Consider the following 16,498-nt stretch of genomic DNA (forward strand, 5'->3'; position numbering starts at 1 on the left):
ATTAAAACATGAATGAAATTAAAATACCTTCTACTCATGAGATTTTGAGAGATATAGAAGCTAATGTTTTCATATCTTATAAGGAAAAGGAAGCTAATCTTTTCTTATCAAATAATGAAAAAGAAATAACAGTTTGCTTTCATCTTTCTAATCTCTATAGACTTTTAACAGCGGAAAGTTACCAATCTTTTTCTAAGAATAAAGAGAATTTCGATAAACTATCTCAAAAAGAAAAAGAAAAACAGCTGAAAGAAATGTCTAAAAAGGCAAAACGATTTTGTAAAAAGGCAGATGCCAAACTAAAAAGTAAATTTCATTCAAGTCTTTACTTTTACAGAGATATTCTCATTCATAAAAAAAGATATTATAAAATCGAAGATTTCAATGCGATTGTCAACTTTATCGTTCAAGAAAATTTACTTGTGCCCACGATAAAACCTCTTCCTGTTATCAATATGACAGAAGTAGATTCCTATGTTCTAAAAGTGATTGAGTAAGATCATGTGTAATCTTAAATCAAATCTGTCTTTTCACGGTAACTAAAGTAATCCGAGTGCGATACAATCAAATGGTCCAAGAAAACAATTCCCATCAGTTCGCAAGCTTCCTTGACTAGCTTAGTGACATGGTCGTCGTTTCGACTAGGAGATACAGCACCAGATGGATGATTGTGAACGAGAATCACAGAGGTAGCCAGATGCTTGAGGGCATAGTGAAGGATTTCCCTTGGTTCAGCAATGCTACGTGTCGCAGAGCCGATAAAAATGGTCTGCTGATGAATGATTTGATTTTGAGTATTGAGATAGAGTGCCACTAGGTGCTCTTGTTTTTTATCACCAAGTTCCTGTTGCATTTTCTTGGCTAGCTTTTGACTGCTGAGAATGCTTTCCATCTCAAGGGTTTCATGTTTATGAATACGATGCCCCAGTTCAATCACTGCTTGTAGTTCAATGGCTTTAATCCGTCCAATACCAGACAGACTCTGCAATTCCTGCAGGGTCATTTTCTTTAAATCAGTTAGACTGTTAAGACTATCCAAGACTTTCTGAGCAATTTCAAATACATTAGCCTGACGTGTTCCGGTTCTGAGCAGAATAGCTAGTAATTCTTGATTACTCAGAGCCTCTACTCCTTCTTTAACTAGTCTTTCTCTAGGCAAGAGTGAATCTTCTTGGAATGAAATACTGTACATAAAAATCCTCCTCACTTTATTATTCGTGAGAAGGATGAAAAATTAGAGTTTTTTCTCAATTGGGGCAACACTGGCTAAGAGTTTTTTCAGCCCCACTTCTGGGAAATTGATTTTCAATTCCTGAGTATCTCCACTACCTGAAACTTCTAGGACCGTTCCCTCTCCCCATTTCTTGTGAAGAGCAATATCCCCAATGGACCAACTTGTATCAGTCGAATCTTTTTTATTTCCGGCTGCAAACTGTCCAAATGGAAGACCACTTGACTGGATAGAGCTTGGCGCAGCATTGCGTTTTCGTTCTTGAAGGGCCTGGGCTAAGCTCATACCTTGACCAAAGGCCACTCCGCCACTGCTATAAGATGCCTTAAAGCTAGTATTCGTTGGTCGAGCCAAGCCCTGATACTCAAGCAGGTCCGAACTGATTTCATTGATGAAACGTGTTGGACGATTATAACTGGTACGACCAAAAAGCAGACGAGAATTTGCATTGGTCAGATAGAGAATCTTTTCTGCACGTGTGATACCTACATAGGCCAAACGGCGTTCTTCTTCTAGCTCATCTGGATCTTCAGCCGCACGGCTAAGCGGAAAGACATTCTCCTCCATCCCGATGATAAAGACAACCGGAAACTCAAGTCCCTTAGCAGCGTGCAAGGTCATCAAGGTCACTTCTGATGTCTCCTGACTGCCTGAATCCGTATCCGCAATCAAAGCCAAGTCATTCAAGAAACGACTGAGTTTGTTCAAACCAGTTTCTTCTTCCTGGCTATCAGGATTGTCGTCAAAGTTTTTGGTAACAGATAGGAACTCTTCGATATTCTCAACCCGAGCCTTGCTTTCCAAGGTTGCTTGGGTATTAAGAATCTCGACATAACCTGTTTTTTCTAAAACTGCCTCAACCAATTCTGTAATGCTTAATTGATCCAGTTGCTCTCGTAAATCCAAAATCATATTGGCAAAGTCCCAGATAGACTGGGCTGCTTTACCTTTGATGCCAGACAGCATGATATTGGCTGAAGCGTCTAGCATGGACATCTCTTGTAGGTTAGCAAAGTCGCGAATTTTCTCAACAGTACCTGGCCCAATTCCGCGTTTAGGCTCGTTGATAATACGCTCAAAACTGATATTGTCACTTAAATTAGCAATAAGATTCAGATAAGCAATAATGTCACGGATTTCCTTACGGCTGTAGAACTTGGTCCCTCCAACCATAGTATAAGGAATATTGGACTTGAGCAGGGCTTCCTCAATAGTACGAGATTGCGCATTGGTTCGATAAAGAACTACAAAATCCTTGTGAAGAAAGTTTTGGCTACGACCAAGTTCATCAATGGTTTTGGCTACAAAAACAGCCTCATCTTGCTCGTCATTGGCACGATAGTAAAAAATCTGCTCCCCATCAGCATTCTGGGTCCAGAGATTCTTAGGACGACGATTTTTATTATTTTTAATGACATCATTGGCAGCTTGGAGAATGGTTTTGGTTGAACGATAGTTTTCTTCTAACAAGACAACCTTGGCGTTAGGGTAATCTTTCTCAAAATCCAAGATATTCTGCATATCCGCACCACGCCAACCGTAGATAGATTGGTCTGCATCACCGACCACGCAGATATTTTTAAAGCGTGAAGCCAAAAGTTTGACCAGTTGGTACTGGGCATGGTTGGTATCTTGGTACTCATCAACGTGAATGTACTGGAACTTCTGCTGATAGTAGGTCAGAACGTCAGGATTCTGATCAAAGAGACGCAGGGTCAGCATGATTAAGTCGTCAAAGTCAACGGACTCAGACTGACGAAGCTCTTTTTGATAGGCTGTGTAACACTGAGCCACGATTTGCGTGTACATATCGCCAGCTTGAGCTGCATAAGCCACATCATCAATCAAGTCATTCTTAGCATTGGAAATAGTCCCCAAAATGGTTCTTTCATTCCATTTTTTCGGATCTAAGTTTAATTGCTTGAGAATGCGTTTCATGAGAGTTCGTTGCTCTCCTGGATCTACAATAGTGAAATTTCGATTATAACCAATATGATCCGCATCGCGACGTAGAATACGAACACACATGGAGTGAAAGGTCGCAATCAGACAGTCCTGAGTAGCTGGATTGAGGCCATAAGCACGCTCCTTCATCTCACGCGCTGCCTTATTGGTAAAGGTAATGGCCAAGATATTCCAAGGATTGACCATCTTTTCATCAATCAAGTAGGCGATTCTGTGAGTTAAAACTCGAGTCTTTCCAGAACCAGCTCCCGCCATGATCAATAATGGACCTTCTGTCGTTTGCACCGCCTCAGCTTGACGGTCATTCATTCCATTCAATAATGCGTTCATTTTCTCTTCCTTACTCTTGAAGTCAATGTTTCTATTATATCAAAAATCAGGGAAAATATCTTTACCTAGACTGGTTGCGTCTAGAAAGTAACTCTATTATCAGCTGAAGACAACTCCTTAAATCTAGATAAAAAAATGAGCTTGGTTAGTATTTCCAAACTCATTTGAATTAAATTAAACTACTAGAACAAGCCTAGGACCGTTCCATCACTTTCAACATCCATATTAAGAGCGGCTGGACGTTTTGGAAGTCCTGGCATGGTCATAACATCACCAGTTAGGGCAACAATGAAGCCTGCACCTAATTTGGGTACCAATTCACGGATGGTAATTTCAAAGTTTTCTGGAGCTCCAAGTGCATTTGGATTATCAGAGAAACTGTACTGAGTTTTAGCCATACAGATTGGCAATTTGTCCCAACCATTCTGAACGATTTGGGCGATTTGCGTTTGAGCTTTCTTTTCAAAGTTGACTTTTGTACCGCGATAGATTTCAGTAACAATCTTTTCAATCTTTTCTTGGACAGAAAGGTCGTTGTCATAAAGACGAGTATAGTTGGCTGGATTTTCAGAGATTGTCTTGACAAGTGTTTCGGCAAGTGCTACACCACCTTCTGCCCCATCAGCCCAGACACTTGCTAGTTCAACTGGCACATCAATAGAAGCACAAAGTTCTTTCAAGGCTGCAATTTCAGCTTCTGTATCAGTGACAAATTCATTAATCGCAACAACTGCTGGAATACCAAACTTACGAATATTTTCAACGTGGCGTTTCAAGTTAGCAAAACCTGCGCGAACTGCTTCTACATTTTCCTCTGTCAAAGCATCTTTAGCTACACCACCATTCATCTTAAGGGCACGAAGGGTTGCGACGATGACAACTGCATCTGGAGATGTTGGCAAGTTTGGTGTCTTAATGTCAAGGAATTTCTCAGCACCAAGGTCCGCACCAAAACCAGCTTCAGTAACTGTGTAGTCCGCTAAGCGAAGGGCTGTGCTTGTTGCCAAAACAGAGTTACATCCATGAGCGATATTGGCAAATGGACCACCATGTACAAAGGCAGGTGTACCGTAAATTGTCTGAACCAAGTTCGGTTTGATAGCATCTTTCAAAATCAATGCTAAAGCCCCCTCAACCTGCAAATCACCAACAGAAACTGGCGTACGATCGTAACGATAGCCAATAACGATATTCGCCAAACGACGTTTCAAGTCCTCGATGTCCGTTGCCAAGCAAAGAATGGCCATGATTTCTGAAGCAACGGTAATATCAAAACCATCCTCACGAGGAATACCGTTTAGAGGACCACCAAGTCCAACGGTCACATGACGAAGGGCGCGGTCGTTCAAGTCCACTACACGTTTCCAGAGAATACGACGTTGGTCGATTCCCAGCTCATTTCCTTGGTGCAAGTGATTGTCAATCAAGGCAGAAAGAGCATTGTTAGCAGTTGTAATGGCATGCATATCCCCGGTAAAGTGAAGGTTGATGTCCTCCATTGGCAACACTTGGGCATAACCACCACCGGCTGCACCACCCTTAATCCCCATTACTGGTCCAAGAGATGGTTCGCGAATAGCAATCATGGTTTTCTTGCCGATTTTGTTTAAGGCATCAGCAAGACCGATGGTAATGGTTGACTTTCCTTCACCCGCTGGTGTTGGGTTAATAGCAGTAACCAAGATCAATTTTCCAACTGGATTGCTCTCAACTGCACGAATTTTATCAAAGCTAAGCTTAGCCTTGTACTTTCCATACAATTCCAAATCGTCGTAAGAAATACCCAATTTCTCAACAACATCAACGATTGGTTTCAACTCAATACCCTGTGCGATTTCAATATCTGTTTTCATTCAAAACTCCTCTAACCTCTAATATGATAATTCATTATAACACAAAACAAGATTTTTAACATCCATAAACTCTCTAAACGTTCGTAAATATCCTGAATTTCAAGATTTTTAGAGCCCTTTGAAAAATTTTATATGGCTTTATAGTTATAAACTATAGTGTAGCTTTGTTTTAGCAAAATTTTATCGCTTTCATTTTACTTACTGTTTATTTTTGTGTACAATAGTGCTATGAAAATTTTAGTCACATCGGGCGGTACCAGTGAAGCTATTGATAGGGTCCGCTCTATTACTAACCATTCTACAGGTCGCTTGGGGAAAATCATCACGGAGACCTTGCTTGCTGCGGGGCATGAAGTTTGTTTAATAACGACAAAACGAGCTCTGAAGCCAGAAGCTCATCCCAACCTAAGCATTCGAGAAATTGATAATACCAACGACCTTCTAGTGGAAATGCTAGAACTTGTTAAGGATTATCAGGTCTTAATCCACTCAATGGCTGTGTCTGACTACACTCCTGTTTATATGACGGGACTTGATGAAGTTCAGGCTAGCTCTAATTTAGAAGAATTTTTAAGCAAGCAGAATCATCAAGCTAAGATTTCTTCAACTGATGAAGTTCAGATTTTGTTCCTTAAAAAGACTCCAAAAATCATCTCTCTAGTCAAGGAATGGAATCCTGCCATTCATCTGATTGGGTTCAAACTATTGGTTGATGTTACTGAGCATCATCTTATTGAAGTTGCTAGACAGAGTCTTGTCAAGAACCAAGCAGACTTAATCATTGCAAATGACCTGACTCAAATCTCAGCGAATCAGCATCAAGCAATCTTTGTTGAAAAAGAGCAACTCCAAACCGTTCAAACCAAAGAGGAAATAGCAAACCTCCTTCTTGAAAAAATTCAAGCATACGATTCATAGAAAGGAAAGCCATGGCAAATATTCTCATCGCAGTGACAGGTTCCATTGCCTCCTATAAATCAGCTGACCTAGTTAGTTCCTTGAAGAAACAAGGCCATGATGTCACTGTCATAATGACTCAGGCTGCTACAGAGTTTATCCAACCGTTGACACTACAGGTCCTCTCTCACAATCCTGTCCACCTTGATGTCATGCAGGAACCCTATCCTAATCAAGTCAATCATATCGAAATAGGCAAAAGAACTGATCTTTTTATCGTAGCCCCTGCTACTGCTAATACCATCGCAAAGTTAGCCCATGGATTTGCGGACAACATGGTGACAAGCACAGCACTTGCCTTGCCAGAACATGTCAAAAAGTTAGTCGCACCAGCCATGAATACAAAAATGTATGACCATCCAGCAACTCAGGCTAATCTAAAAACATTAGAGACCTATGGTTATCAGATTATCTCTCCAAAAGAATCTCTACTAGCCTGTGGCGATCACGGCAAAGGCGCCCTAGCTGACCTGAATACTATTTTAGAAAGAATAAAGGAAACCCTTGATGAACAAACGCTCTAACATTGCTCCAATTGCTATCTTTTTTGCAGTTATGCTCGTTATCCACTTTTTGAGCTCTCTCCTATTTAATCTTTTCCCATTTCCAATTAAACCAACTATCGTTCATATTCCAGTCATTATTGCTAGTATCATCTATGGTCCTCGCGTTGGAGTTACACTTGGTTTTTTGATGGGACTGCTAAGCTTAACGGTAAATACGATTACGATTCTACCAACCAGCTACCTCTTCTCACCTTTCGTACCGAACGGAAACATCTATTCTGCGATTATCGCTATTGTCCCTCGCATTTTGATCGGTCTGACACCTTTCTTGGTTTATAAATTATTAAAAAACAGAACGGGTCTCATCTTTGCTGGTGCTCTCGGTTCCCTTACAAACACCGTCTTTGTTCTTGGGGGAATCTTCTTCCTTTTTGGAAATGTCTTCGACGGCAATATTCAAAAACTCCTGGCAACCGTTATTTCTACAAACTCAATTGCCGAGCTTGTCATTTCTGCCGTTCTAACAGTAGCAATTGTCCCCCGTCTCGAAACCTTGAAGAAATAAAAAAACAACTCCACTTTCATCCTGAAGGTGGAGTTTAGCATTTAAAACATGAGAAACATCAATAGAATGTGAAAGCCAAAGCGCAGGAGTTGATGCGAAAGCGGTGTAGGTTGCTGACTTTTTTGGCTATCCAAATATAGGGTTAGTGATAGTAAAATCAAACCAAATGCAATCACCAATCTGACGAAATAAGCAATTTCGAGTATTGCTGCCATCAAAAGAAAACCTAATAAAGGGAGGCTAAAAAGTGAAACAGCCAGGTTACTTGCTAATAGAGAAAGTAGCGAAAGGACCAATAAACTATAAACTAGGAAACGAGTCCAACCTGAGACTACTTTCCCTTCTTTTTCCTGTTTTGACATCATCACGATTACCACGATTAGGTAAACAAAAAGTATCATCACATTTTCTCCTCAATTCCTATTATTCTTTACCACATTTTAACCAAATTTTTCTGAAAAATCAATAATGCTTCTTGACTTGATTGGTGATTTATTGTACTATACTTGTGTATATACAGATAAATGGAGGTTCTTATGGATATACGAAAAAAAACGCAGTTTATGACCATGACTGCCCTACTCACTGCAATAGCGATTTTGATTCCAATCATTATGCCTTTTAAAATCGTTATCCCACCGGCTTCTTACACCTTGGGAAGTCATATCCCCATCTTTATCGCCATGTTTCTTTCGCCTTTGATGGCTGCTTTTGTGATTATTGCTTCTAGTCTTGGTTTCCTGATGGCAGGTTATCCGCCTGTTATTGTACTTCGTGCCTTCTCTCACATCGTTTTTGGTACTTTGGGAGCTTTGTACTTAAAAAAATTCCCTGAAACCTTGGATAAACCAAAGGCATCTTGGATTTTTAACTTTGTTTTGGGTGTTGTTCATGCTATCGCTGAAGTAATAGCTTGTATCATCTTTTATGCTACTTCAGGGACAAATGTTGAAAATATGTTTTATGTTCTCTTTGTCCTAGTTGGTTTTGGCACAATCGTTCATAGTATGGTAGACTATACATTAGCACTAGCTGTCTATAAAGTGCTTCGAAAACGTCGCTAAAAGGAAAAACTATGACAAAGGATCGCAAACAAGCTCTTCTCAAACTGTTAAAAGAGGCACCAAAAGCTCTCAATGGTCAAACCTTGGCTGAACACTTTCATGTTACGCGCCAAGTCATTGTACAGGATATCGCTATTCTCCGAGCAGATGGAGCTCCTATCCTATCCACCAATCGTGGCTATATCTACAAAGAAAATGATGCCAGCCCCTACGTTCACAAACTCTTTAAAGTGAAACATGAATTGGAAGAAATTGGTCAGGAACTTCTAGCTATTGTAGATAATGGCGGACGCGTTCAAAATATCTTAATCGATCATCCCGTTTATGGCGAAATTGAAACCCTACTCAAACTCACCTGCCGCCGAGATGTCCAGCACTTTCTGGAACAAGTCGAGAATTCAGACTTTAGACCCCTTTCTGAATTGACAGACGGCATCCATTACCACCTTGTTGAAGCCGAGACACAACAAGACCTCCACTATATCGAGGAGACCTTGGATCAGTTAGGTTATTTAGTAAAAGACTAGAAAATTTCTTTTTCCCAGCCGTCCTCTGTACGGTGGCGATAGAAGAACTCAGACTTGTCAGGTGCTTCCATCATTTCCATCAAAGGCAACATATCATAGGCCAGATCCAAGTTTGGAATCTGGTCTTTTTGCACCCAACATACTTCTCCTTCTTCTGAAGATTGGAGATTTCCAGTAAACTCTGTCGCTTTATAGCAAACGACGATGTAGCGCCCACCTGTATCTAAGGGCCAGTTTTTAATGCCGACTAGTTGTGGATTCTGAATCGTTAGACCTGTTTCTTCATAAATCTCACGAATGACAGACTCGGCAAAAGCCTCGCCATTCTCAACATGTCCTCCTGGAAAGGCATAGCCAGACCAGCGATTGTTTTCGGGTGAACGATACTGCATCACCACGCGCTGGGTTTCGAGGTCTTCAATCAGACAGATGTTGGTTAAAATAGTTGCTTGGGCACGGGACATAGATTTGCTCGCTTTCTAAGTTATTAAAATGTATCTTCGTTATATTCTACTTCTGACTTCATGATAAAGGGATTGATCAATTCATGATGTTCATAAGTAGTACGGGCCAAAAAACCTCTAGCAATGATGATTTCCTTATCTTGTATGCGATAGTCTATATTGATAGGGATGGCTGGATCCGAGATAACTGATAAAACAAAGAATGCTGCAAACCGAAGGTAAAATGTCACCAATCCACTAAATATTTGAAAAATAAGGTGATACCATTTAGCATCTCTTGTTCTATAAAAGATTCTCCAAGGATGGATTAGGAAGGTCAAACAAAGAATGAAAAACCAACTATTCCACAAAATCGGCGTAAAAGATAGTCCAAAAACCAGCAACACCAAATGAAGAACCACAAAGGTCAGCAAAGTCAAATAAAGTGTCTTAAACGAAATTAACTTAGTTAGATTTTCTTTTGTCATGATTATTCCTCTTTTTGTCCTTATATTTCAAAATGACCATTAATATCGCTGGAATGATGAAAAAGATTAGATAGGTAGTAATTGGAAGCCAGATGTAGCGATAATCGATAGATAATAGGGAAGGAATTTTTTTAACATTTCTCCCTTTCACCCCAACAATTAAGTGGAGGAGAAAAATAGGTCCGTTTATGAATAGAAAAGTTTCTAAAAATCCTTGTACTGAAGCCTTATTGCTAAAACCATCTCTAAAAATACCTTGATAGAGTGTGTGCACCAAAAAGACAAAATTCATAATAATTGGTAAGAGATAGGACATTTCTTGATATGGTTTCGGGATAAGTGACGTCCCGAACAATACATACATGATACCAAAAATAGATAATAATATTATACCACCATCCATAAAAGAAGAAATCTTTGAATGTCTTTCTATCCACAAGTGGACGTGAGCTATCAAAGAATACTTTTTCTGGATTTTTCTCATTTGTCTGTTCTGTTGTTTGATCTTCTTTGGTTTCTTAATCTTTCGTTCCATTTGCGCCTCCTTCTTCTCTTTTCAATCCGTATAATCAAAAGCAGAATGCCCAGCCCCAAGAAAAAGAAAAATAGATAACTTACAATAGGAACCCAGACATAGGCTGGATCCATAGAAATTATGGGAGGGAAATTCGTTGACTTACGACGTCCTAGCCAATTCAGACCTACCAAGAGATGAAAGGGAAAAAGAAGACCATTGAACCCAATAAATCCCCATGAAAAGTAACGCCATTTCTGAAGTTTATCACTACTAAAACGAAAGACAAGGAAATAGGTTGATAAGATCAGAAGGATAAGATTGAAGCTTAAGGGGGAAAGATAGTTTATGTTCGGTAATAGGTAACTAATGTAAGAGGCGGCAAGAAATGATACAAACATAGATCCAAATAATACACTCGTATCCAAAAGTTGACCAATCCTTCTGTGCCTTTCCATCCAAAGAAAAATCCTCTTAGTCCAAGAAGGCTTTTCTTTTGTCTTGTACTTCATTTGCCTACTCATCTTCATTTTCATCTACTCCTTTTTTTGAGCCTTTAGAGAGAAAGAAGATTGCCAAAGTTAACATCAAGACTAGAAGGTAGATGACAATAGGAAACCAGATATAGGATGACTCCAGTGAAAACAAAGGTGACAGAACGACTCTTCCTCTTTTTCTCACACCAATCAGTTGAAAAATGAAGCTAAGGATATTGATATAAATAAAGGGTTCACAAAATCTTTTAAGAGTCCTTTCTTTTTCAGTTTTCACTGACAAAAAGAGAGCATAAAACCTATTACCCAAGATAAAAAGATTCAATTGCAAAGGAAATAAGAGTTCTCTGTACCGAAAATCAGCTGGAATGCTTTTGTTCTGTGATGTTGTAAATTCTATAACTAGGAACAAGCTGATATAAAAGAACATATCAAGCATAAATTTGACAAATCGATGACCTTGTAACCAAAAACGAACAGAATCTAACCCTGATGATTTCTTATAATTCTTCTCTTTCAAATTCATAATAACTTCTTTCTATTAAAAATATTTTCTAAAACGTATAGGTGGTATAGGTTCAAAGTTAAATTTTAAGATTTAAAATTTCTTAATTCTGTTCTTTTCGTAACTTATCAGTTTATGATTCTGAATCTTTAAAGAAACACCACTACCTGAACGATATCCTTTAGCACCATAGTAGTAAGAAACCTCATAAAAGGTATCTGGCAACTCAGCATTTTCGATCCCATTTGAAATAAATCCTGTCAGTCCACCTTCACTATCGAAATAATCTTTCTCACCCTCTTCTAAAAGAGTGTCTTTATATCTAACACTTCCTTTAATAATTCCTTTTTCCAGAAATTCATCAATAGGGAGGTCATATAAACCTTGAAAAGCTTTTCCTTCCTTATGGTTCTTTTCGATGAGGGCATAATAGTCTTGGATATTGTCAGATTCAGTATCGACACTCCAGTAACTACTTACGAATTCCAAATTGGGATTTTCATATTGCTTGAAAAAACTCTCTACCTTTTCTTTGTTAGAAACACTGACAGGATTCTGGTTTAGTAGCTGATCTGCTATATGTGAAAATTGATGTAACATCGTTTCAATAGTTCCATCGTAGGCTAGTTCTTCACTCGTCCGTCTAGAATTTCCTGGAGATTTAGGAAAATAAATTAAACTGTCACTTACAGTAATCTTCCTACCACTAACTTCTTCAGTATAATCATATTCAATTTCATAATCTTCAGAAGGCCATCTATATCTAGAAAACTTCGTAACCTTCACATCACCTTTAAAACCATATAATTTCAGTGTTCTGCTCGCTGCTGCCTCAATGTCTTTTTGATTTGGTCCAGAAAAAGTAGTATGAAAGGTAGCTACTAAAATGACTACAAAACTCAGAAAACAGGCTGAGAGGATAATTGCGATAAAACTGAAATTCAACACTAATGCTTTTTTCATTACTACATTCTCCTAGATAAACATATTTAAATTTATTTCACTAATCCAACACCTTGACTTCCTCAGCTACTTTTTGAAGATATTTTTGTCTTGTAGAATTTGTATTCACCTCACGCCCTAACTCACCCAAAATTGAAACTTTCTTTGTTTTAATACCGCAATGATTCAGGACAGCATTCTTTAATACTGATATTCCATAACTGTCTGGAATATTGATAGGACCTGAAAATACTTTGTACCACCATGTTGGTGCCATGGATGTTGCGTAAATACTAGCTGTTTTTCCTTTTAGTAACTTTTTAAACTGCTGACCCCTTAAGTAGTTTAAAATAAAACTTCCTTGATTATTGGCAGAGTACGCAATTCCTGGCGTGAAAACACGATCAATCCACCCCTTCAATAAACTAGGCATACTACTCCACCAAATTGGATAAACAAAAATGAAATGATCTGCCCACTGAATTAATTCCTGAGAGCGAAGTATGAAGGAGTCCTCTTCCATCCGTTTTCGATAACCATAACGTAATACGGGATCAAAATCTATCTCATTTAGATTAATAGATTCAAGCTCATGATGATTTGAGTCAATATTTTCTACAATCGTTCGAAAAATTTCTTGACAGAAACTGCCCTTGTCAGGATGTCCATTAATGACTAAAATTTTCATTCGTTCTCTCCTATCTAATCCAACGCCTTCACTTCCAACATCATATCACGTATCTGAGCTGCCAGTTCAAAGTCAAGCACTTCGACGGCTTCTTGCATTTGTTTTTCGAGTTTTTTAACGAGTTCCTTGCGCTCTTGTTTGTTGAGGCTATTGATATCGACTTCCTTGTCCTCTTCTTTGGAAACTGCCTTAGTTACGGCGATTAGATCAAGGATAAGTTCAGTAAACCTTAAGTTCTCAGTGAAGTGTATATTTTAATGCCTCTTGCTCCTATTTTAATAAGACAATAAAGTTTTAAGTCTGTTTAAGATTTTTAACACTCTTTATTAAAGTAAGAATATACGCCATTAATTTATTTCTAAAATACTCAATCATAGCGCCAGAAAAGAACAGGGCCAGTGTCATAACTAGAATCATAATAACAAACATAAAAAATTCTTGTTCTCCAACTAAAGTATAAATGTTTGGTATAATTCTTCTAAAAATAAGAGGATGTACATGAAACAGATAAACCCCCAAAGTTAGTGGAGATATTAAAAGAACTAGTCTCTTAAAAGTTAAGGGAATATCTTTAATATTCAAGAAGAATAAAAATATTGCTATTCCTTGCAGTGTGACCGTAGGAGAAATATAACTTCTCCACTGTTCAAAACCAAGCCAGCACAATATAAAAGTTAAACTAGTTAGAAATAAAATAAATCCAATAACATAACGTATTTGAAAACGACTTTCGTAATTTGATTTTCTAATTATTGCTCCTATAGTGTACAAAAGAATCATCCATAATACACTATATCCACCCCACAAGCCCAGAATATCTTGTTTAAATACTGTAGGTATGACAGAAAAGTATATAAATGCTCCACTAACAATTGGAAACAATTGTTCGTTCTTCAATGTCAGCACTGCTTGATTCAAAAATGGTGCTATTAAGACTAAACCAAAATAGCAACTCATATACCAATACTGTCCATGACTTATTGGAGTTAAAGCTGAAAACCAATCACTTAAGTTAACAGATGATTTCGAAAAAATAGCAAATACAAAAGTAATTGAAATAGTATAGAAAATAATCTGTATCCAAAAACTAAACATTTTTTTATAACTAAATTGTGAATAAAGACCGACATACCCACTGATTAAAATATAAATATTTACAGCTGAATATGAGAAAGCTTCTAAAAAATTTGCAAAAATATAGTAAAGATCTTTTTGACTATCAACTTTCTCCAAAATTCCTCCCATACCCAAAACATGTAAGTTGCAAATCATCAACATAGCGAAAATTCTACAACATTCAATGCCTATGTGTTTAGTTTTTTTTGCTGTCATATTATGTCTTTCTATATATTTCTATTTCTTTATACTTTCTATCAGTTTAGCGCCTTCACTTCTAGCATCATATCACGTATCTGAGCTGCGAGTTCAAAGTCAAGTACTTCAACAGCTTCTTGCATTTGTTTCTCTAGTTTCTTGACGAGTTCTTTGCGTTCTTGTTTGTTGAGGCTATTGATATCGACTTCCTTGTCCTCTTCCTTGGCAACTGCCTTGGTTACGGCAATCAGGTCACGGATTTCTTTCTTGATTGTCTGAGGTACAATACCATGTTCTTCATTATAGGCCATCTGGATTTTCCGACGACGAGCCGTTTCATCAATGGCACGTTGCATAGACTGAGTCATGGTATCAGCGTACATGATAACATGCCCTTCGCTATTACGGGCAGCACGTCCAATAGTCTGGATGAGTCCACGTTCATTACGAAGGAAACCTTCCTTATCAGCATCGAGAATGGCAACCAAGCTTACCTCTGGAACGTCAATCCCTTCACGGAGCAGATTGATTCCGACTAAGACATCAAAGACACCCAAGCGCAGATCACGGATAATCTCCGTCCGTTCCAAGGTCTTGATATCCGAATGCATGTACTTGACCTTAATGCCCATTTCTTTGAAGTAGTCGGTCAAGTCTTCTGCCATTTTCTTGGTCAAGGTTGTGATAAAGGTCCGTTCATTCTTCTCAACACGGGCATTGATTTCACCTAAAAGGTCATCAATCTGTCCCATAGTTGGACGGACTTCCACTTCAGGATCTAGAAGCCCAGTCGGACGAATGATTTGCTCGATCACTGTCTCGGTCTGTTCATTTTCATAGTCACCAGGTGTCGCTGAAACGTAAACAATCTGGTGCACATGACTTTCAAACTCCTCACGGCGGAGAGGACGATTGTCCAAGGCTGACGGCAAACGGAAACCATAATTGACCAGCATTTCCTTACGAGAACGGTCTCCATTGTACATGCCCTTAATCTGTCCCATGGTCATGTGACTTTCATCAATCATAATCAAGAAATCATCTGGGAAGAAGTCGAGAAGCGTATAAGGAGGTTCTCCTTCGCTACGACCATCCATGTGGCGAGAATAGTTTTCAACACCGTTGGTATAACCCATCTCACGCAGCATTTCGATATCGTACTCTGTTCGCTGTTTCAAACGCTGAGCTTCTAACAGTTTGCCTTCCTTTTCAAAGACAGCTAACTGCTCCTCCAACTCTGCCTGAATCTTGGCAATAGCAACTTCCATATGGTCATCATTGGTCACAAAGTGAGTGGCTGGGAAAATCGCCAGATGATCTACTTCTCCCAATACCTGACCTGTCAAAGCCTCAACTTCACGGATACGGTCAATCTCATCCCCAAAGAACTCCACTCGAAAAGCGTGTTCATCTCGGGAAGCTGGGAAAATCTCCACAACATCCCCACGAACGCGAAATCTTCCCCGTTGAAAGTCAATATCATTGCGTTCAAACTGAATATCAACCAAGTCATTCAAGAGTTTATCACGAGAAATCTCCAGACCTGGACGAAGACTAACAACACTATCAGAATATTCCTTTGGCGAACCCAAACCATAGATACAAGAGACTGAAGCCACGACGATGACATCGTTACGCTCTAAAAGGGCTGAAGTCGCTGAGTGTCGAAGCTTGTCAATCTCATCATTGACCGAGCTATCCTTCTCAATATAGGTATCGCTAGAAGGGACATAGGCCTCTGGTTGGTAATAGTCATAGTAGGATACGAAGTACTCAACAGCATTTTCAGGGAAAAATTCCTTAAATTCTCCATAGAGCTGACCAGCCAGAGTCTTATTGTGGGCAATGACCAAAGTTGGTTTATTGACTTTGGAAATGACCTGACTCATGGTATAGGTCTTCCCTGTACCCGTCGCCCCCATCAGAATTTGAGCCTTCTCACCACCCTCGATATTATCGACCAACTGCTCAATCGCTTGGGGTTGATCTCCTGAAGGTTGGTATTTTGATACTAGTTTAAATTTATTATCTGTAATTCGATTAATCATGATTGCCTCGTCTGCATTTTTCTATCCTTCTATTTTACCATAAATTTACTTTTCAGACTCTACT

General features: G+C 38.9%; 18 protein-coding genes and 1 pseudogene. 6 read left to right on the forward strand and 13 right to left on the reverse strand.

Annotation, left to right across the window (positions count from 1 at the left end):
* Positions 1–8: 8 nt before the first annotated feature.
* Complete coding sequence (locus HMPREF1115_RS0102065; RefSeq protein ID WP_001002681.1) at positions 9–497, forward strand: hypothetical protein; 489 nt, start codon at positions 9–11, stop codon at positions 495–497.
* A 14-nt stretch (positions 498–511) separates the two neighbouring features.
* Here the strand turns inward: HMPREF1115_RS0102065 and radC are convergent, their stop codons facing one another.
* The 3 genes from radC to HMPREF1115_RS05150 form a co-directional block, all read right to left on the reverse strand.
* Positions 512–1,192 (reverse strand): RadC family protein, encoded by a 681-nt coding sequence (gene radC, locus HMPREF1115_RS05140; protein WP_000286937.1) that lies wholly within the window; start codon positions 1,190–1,192, stop codon positions 512–514.
* 42 nt (positions 1,193–1,234) lie between these two features.
* Complete coding sequence (pcrA, locus tag HMPREF1115_RS05145; RefSeq protein ID WP_000992896.1) at positions 1,235–3,526, reverse strand: DNA helicase PcrA; 2,292 nt, start codon at positions 3,524–3,526, stop codon at positions 1,235–1,237.
* Positions 3,527–3,708: 182 nt separating this feature from the next.
* A complete protein-coding gene (locus tag HMPREF1115_RS05150; RefSeq protein ID WP_000845242.1) occupies positions 3,709–5,379 on the reverse strand; it encodes a formate--tetrahydrofolate ligase in 1,671 nt (556 codons plus the stop codon).
* A 228-nt stretch (positions 5,380–5,607) separates the two neighbouring features.
* On the opposite strand from HMPREF1115_RS05150, the gene coaB reads away from it, so the two are divergent.
* Genes coaB through HMPREF1115_RS05165 form a run of 3 tightly spaced genes read left to right on the forward strand, consistent with a single transcriptional unit; the run spans position 5,608 to position 7,407 of the window.
* Entirely contained in the window at positions 5,608–6,297 is a 690-nt protein-coding gene (gene coaB / locus HMPREF1115_RS05155) for a phosphopantothenate--cysteine ligase (protein WP_000699481.1), read from the forward strand.
* Between the two features lie 11 nt (positions 6,298–6,308).
* Positions 6,309–6,860 carry a phosphopantothenoylcysteine decarboxylase gene (coaC, locus tag HMPREF1115_RS05160; RefSeq protein ID WP_001274055.1) on the forward strand — a complete coding sequence of 184 codons (552 nt, stop codon included), beginning with the start codon at positions 6,309–6,311 and terminating at the stop codon, positions 6,858–6,860.
* Positions 6,844–7,407 (forward strand): ECF transporter S component, encoded by a 564-nt coding sequence (locus HMPREF1115_RS05165; RefSeq protein WP_001042715.1) that lies wholly within the window; start codon positions 6,844–6,846, stop codon positions 7,405–7,407. The genes coaC and HMPREF1115_RS05165 overlap by 17 nt, the downstream gene beginning before the upstream one ends.
* A gap of 41 nt (positions 7,408–7,448) precedes the next feature.
* Here the strand turns inward: HMPREF1115_RS05165 and HMPREF1115_RS05170 are convergent, their stop codons facing one another.
* Entirely contained in the window at positions 7,449–7,808 is a 360-nt protein-coding gene (locus HMPREF1115_RS05170; RefSeq protein ID WP_000600203.1) for a hypothetical protein, read from the reverse strand.
* Between the two features lie 135 nt (positions 7,809–7,943).
* On the opposite strand from HMPREF1115_RS05170, the gene HMPREF1115_RS05175 reads away from it, so the two are divergent.
* Complete coding sequence (locus HMPREF1115_RS05175; RefSeq protein ID WP_000354644.1) at positions 7,944–8,471, forward strand: ECF transporter S component; 528 nt, start codon at positions 7,944–7,946, stop codon at positions 8,469–8,471.
* 11 nt (positions 8,472–8,482) lie between these two features.
* Positions 8,483–8,998 carry a transcription repressor NadR gene (locus tag HMPREF1115_RS05180; RefSeq protein WP_000159159.1) on the forward strand — a complete coding sequence of 172 codons (516 nt, stop codon included), beginning with the start codon at positions 8,483–8,485 and terminating at the stop codon, positions 8,996–8,998.
* Here the strand turns inward: HMPREF1115_RS05180 and HMPREF1115_RS05185 are convergent.
* The 9 genes and pseudogenes from HMPREF1115_RS05185 to uvrB form a co-directional block, all read right to left on the reverse strand.
* Complete coding sequence (locus HMPREF1115_RS05185; RefSeq protein ID WP_000085294.1) at positions 8,995–9,462, reverse strand: 8-oxo-dGTP diphosphatase; 468 nt, start codon at positions 9,460–9,462, stop codon at positions 8,995–8,997. The two genes, HMPREF1115_RS05180 and HMPREF1115_RS05185, sit on opposite strands and share 4 nt — an antisense overlap.
* 23 nt (positions 9,463–9,485) lie before the next feature.
* On the reverse strand, positions 9,486–9,929 hold the full coding sequence (locus tag HMPREF1115_RS05190; RefSeq protein ID WP_000159693.1) for a hypothetical protein: 444 nt from the start codon (positions 9,927–9,929) through the stop codon (positions 9,486–9,488).
* Positions 9,907–10,464, reverse strand: a complete 558-nt coding sequence (locus tag HMPREF1115_RS05195; RefSeq protein WP_000439990.1) for a hypothetical protein — start codon at positions 10,462–10,464, stop codon at positions 9,907–9,909. The genes HMPREF1115_RS05190 and HMPREF1115_RS05195 overlap by 23 nt, the downstream gene beginning before the upstream one ends.
* A 495-nt stretch (positions 10,465–10,959) precedes the next feature.
* Positions 10,960–11,463 carry a hypothetical protein gene (locus HMPREF1115_RS05200; protein WP_001049349.1) on the reverse strand — a complete coding sequence of 168 codons (504 nt, stop codon included), beginning with the start codon at positions 11,461–11,463 and terminating at the stop codon, positions 10,960–10,962.
* A 72-nt stretch (positions 11,464–11,535) separates the two neighbouring features.
* The gene (locus HMPREF1115_RS05205; protein ID WP_000709954.1) at positions 11,536–12,405 is read right to left on the reverse strand and encodes a hypothetical protein; all 870 of its coding nucleotides are present in this window, start codon (positions 12,403–12,405) and stop codon (positions 11,536–11,538) included.
* Positions 12,406–12,445: 40 nt separating this feature from the next.
* Complete coding sequence (locus tag HMPREF1115_RS05210; protein ID WP_000699278.1) at positions 12,446–13,072, reverse strand: NAD(P)H-dependent oxidoreductase; 627 nt, start codon at positions 13,070–13,072, stop codon at positions 12,446–12,448.
* A 14-nt stretch (positions 13,073–13,086) separates the two neighbouring features.
* A pseudogene (locus HMPREF1115_RS12350) lies at positions 13,087–13,287 on the reverse strand (UvrB/UvrC motif-containing protein); the annotation flags it as partial.
* A 79-nt stretch (positions 13,288–13,366) separates the two neighbouring features.
* Complete coding sequence (locus HMPREF1115_RS05220; protein ID WP_000125533.1) at positions 13,367–14,404, reverse strand: acyltransferase; 1,038 nt, start codon at positions 14,402–14,404, stop codon at positions 13,367–13,369.
* A gap of 41 nt (positions 14,405–14,445) precedes the next feature.
* Entirely contained in the window at positions 14,446–16,434 is a 1,989-nt protein-coding gene (gene uvrB, locus HMPREF1115_RS05225) for an excinuclease ABC subunit UvrB (protein ID WP_000610413.1), read from the reverse strand.
* Positions 16,435–16,498: the final 64 nt, after the last annotated feature.

Origin of the sequence: Streptococcus oralis SK610 (assembly GCF_000257455.1) — a bacterium.
Taxonomy (GTDB): Bacteria; Bacillota; Bacilli; order Lactobacillales; family Streptococcaceae; genus Streptococcus; species Streptococcus oralis_CB.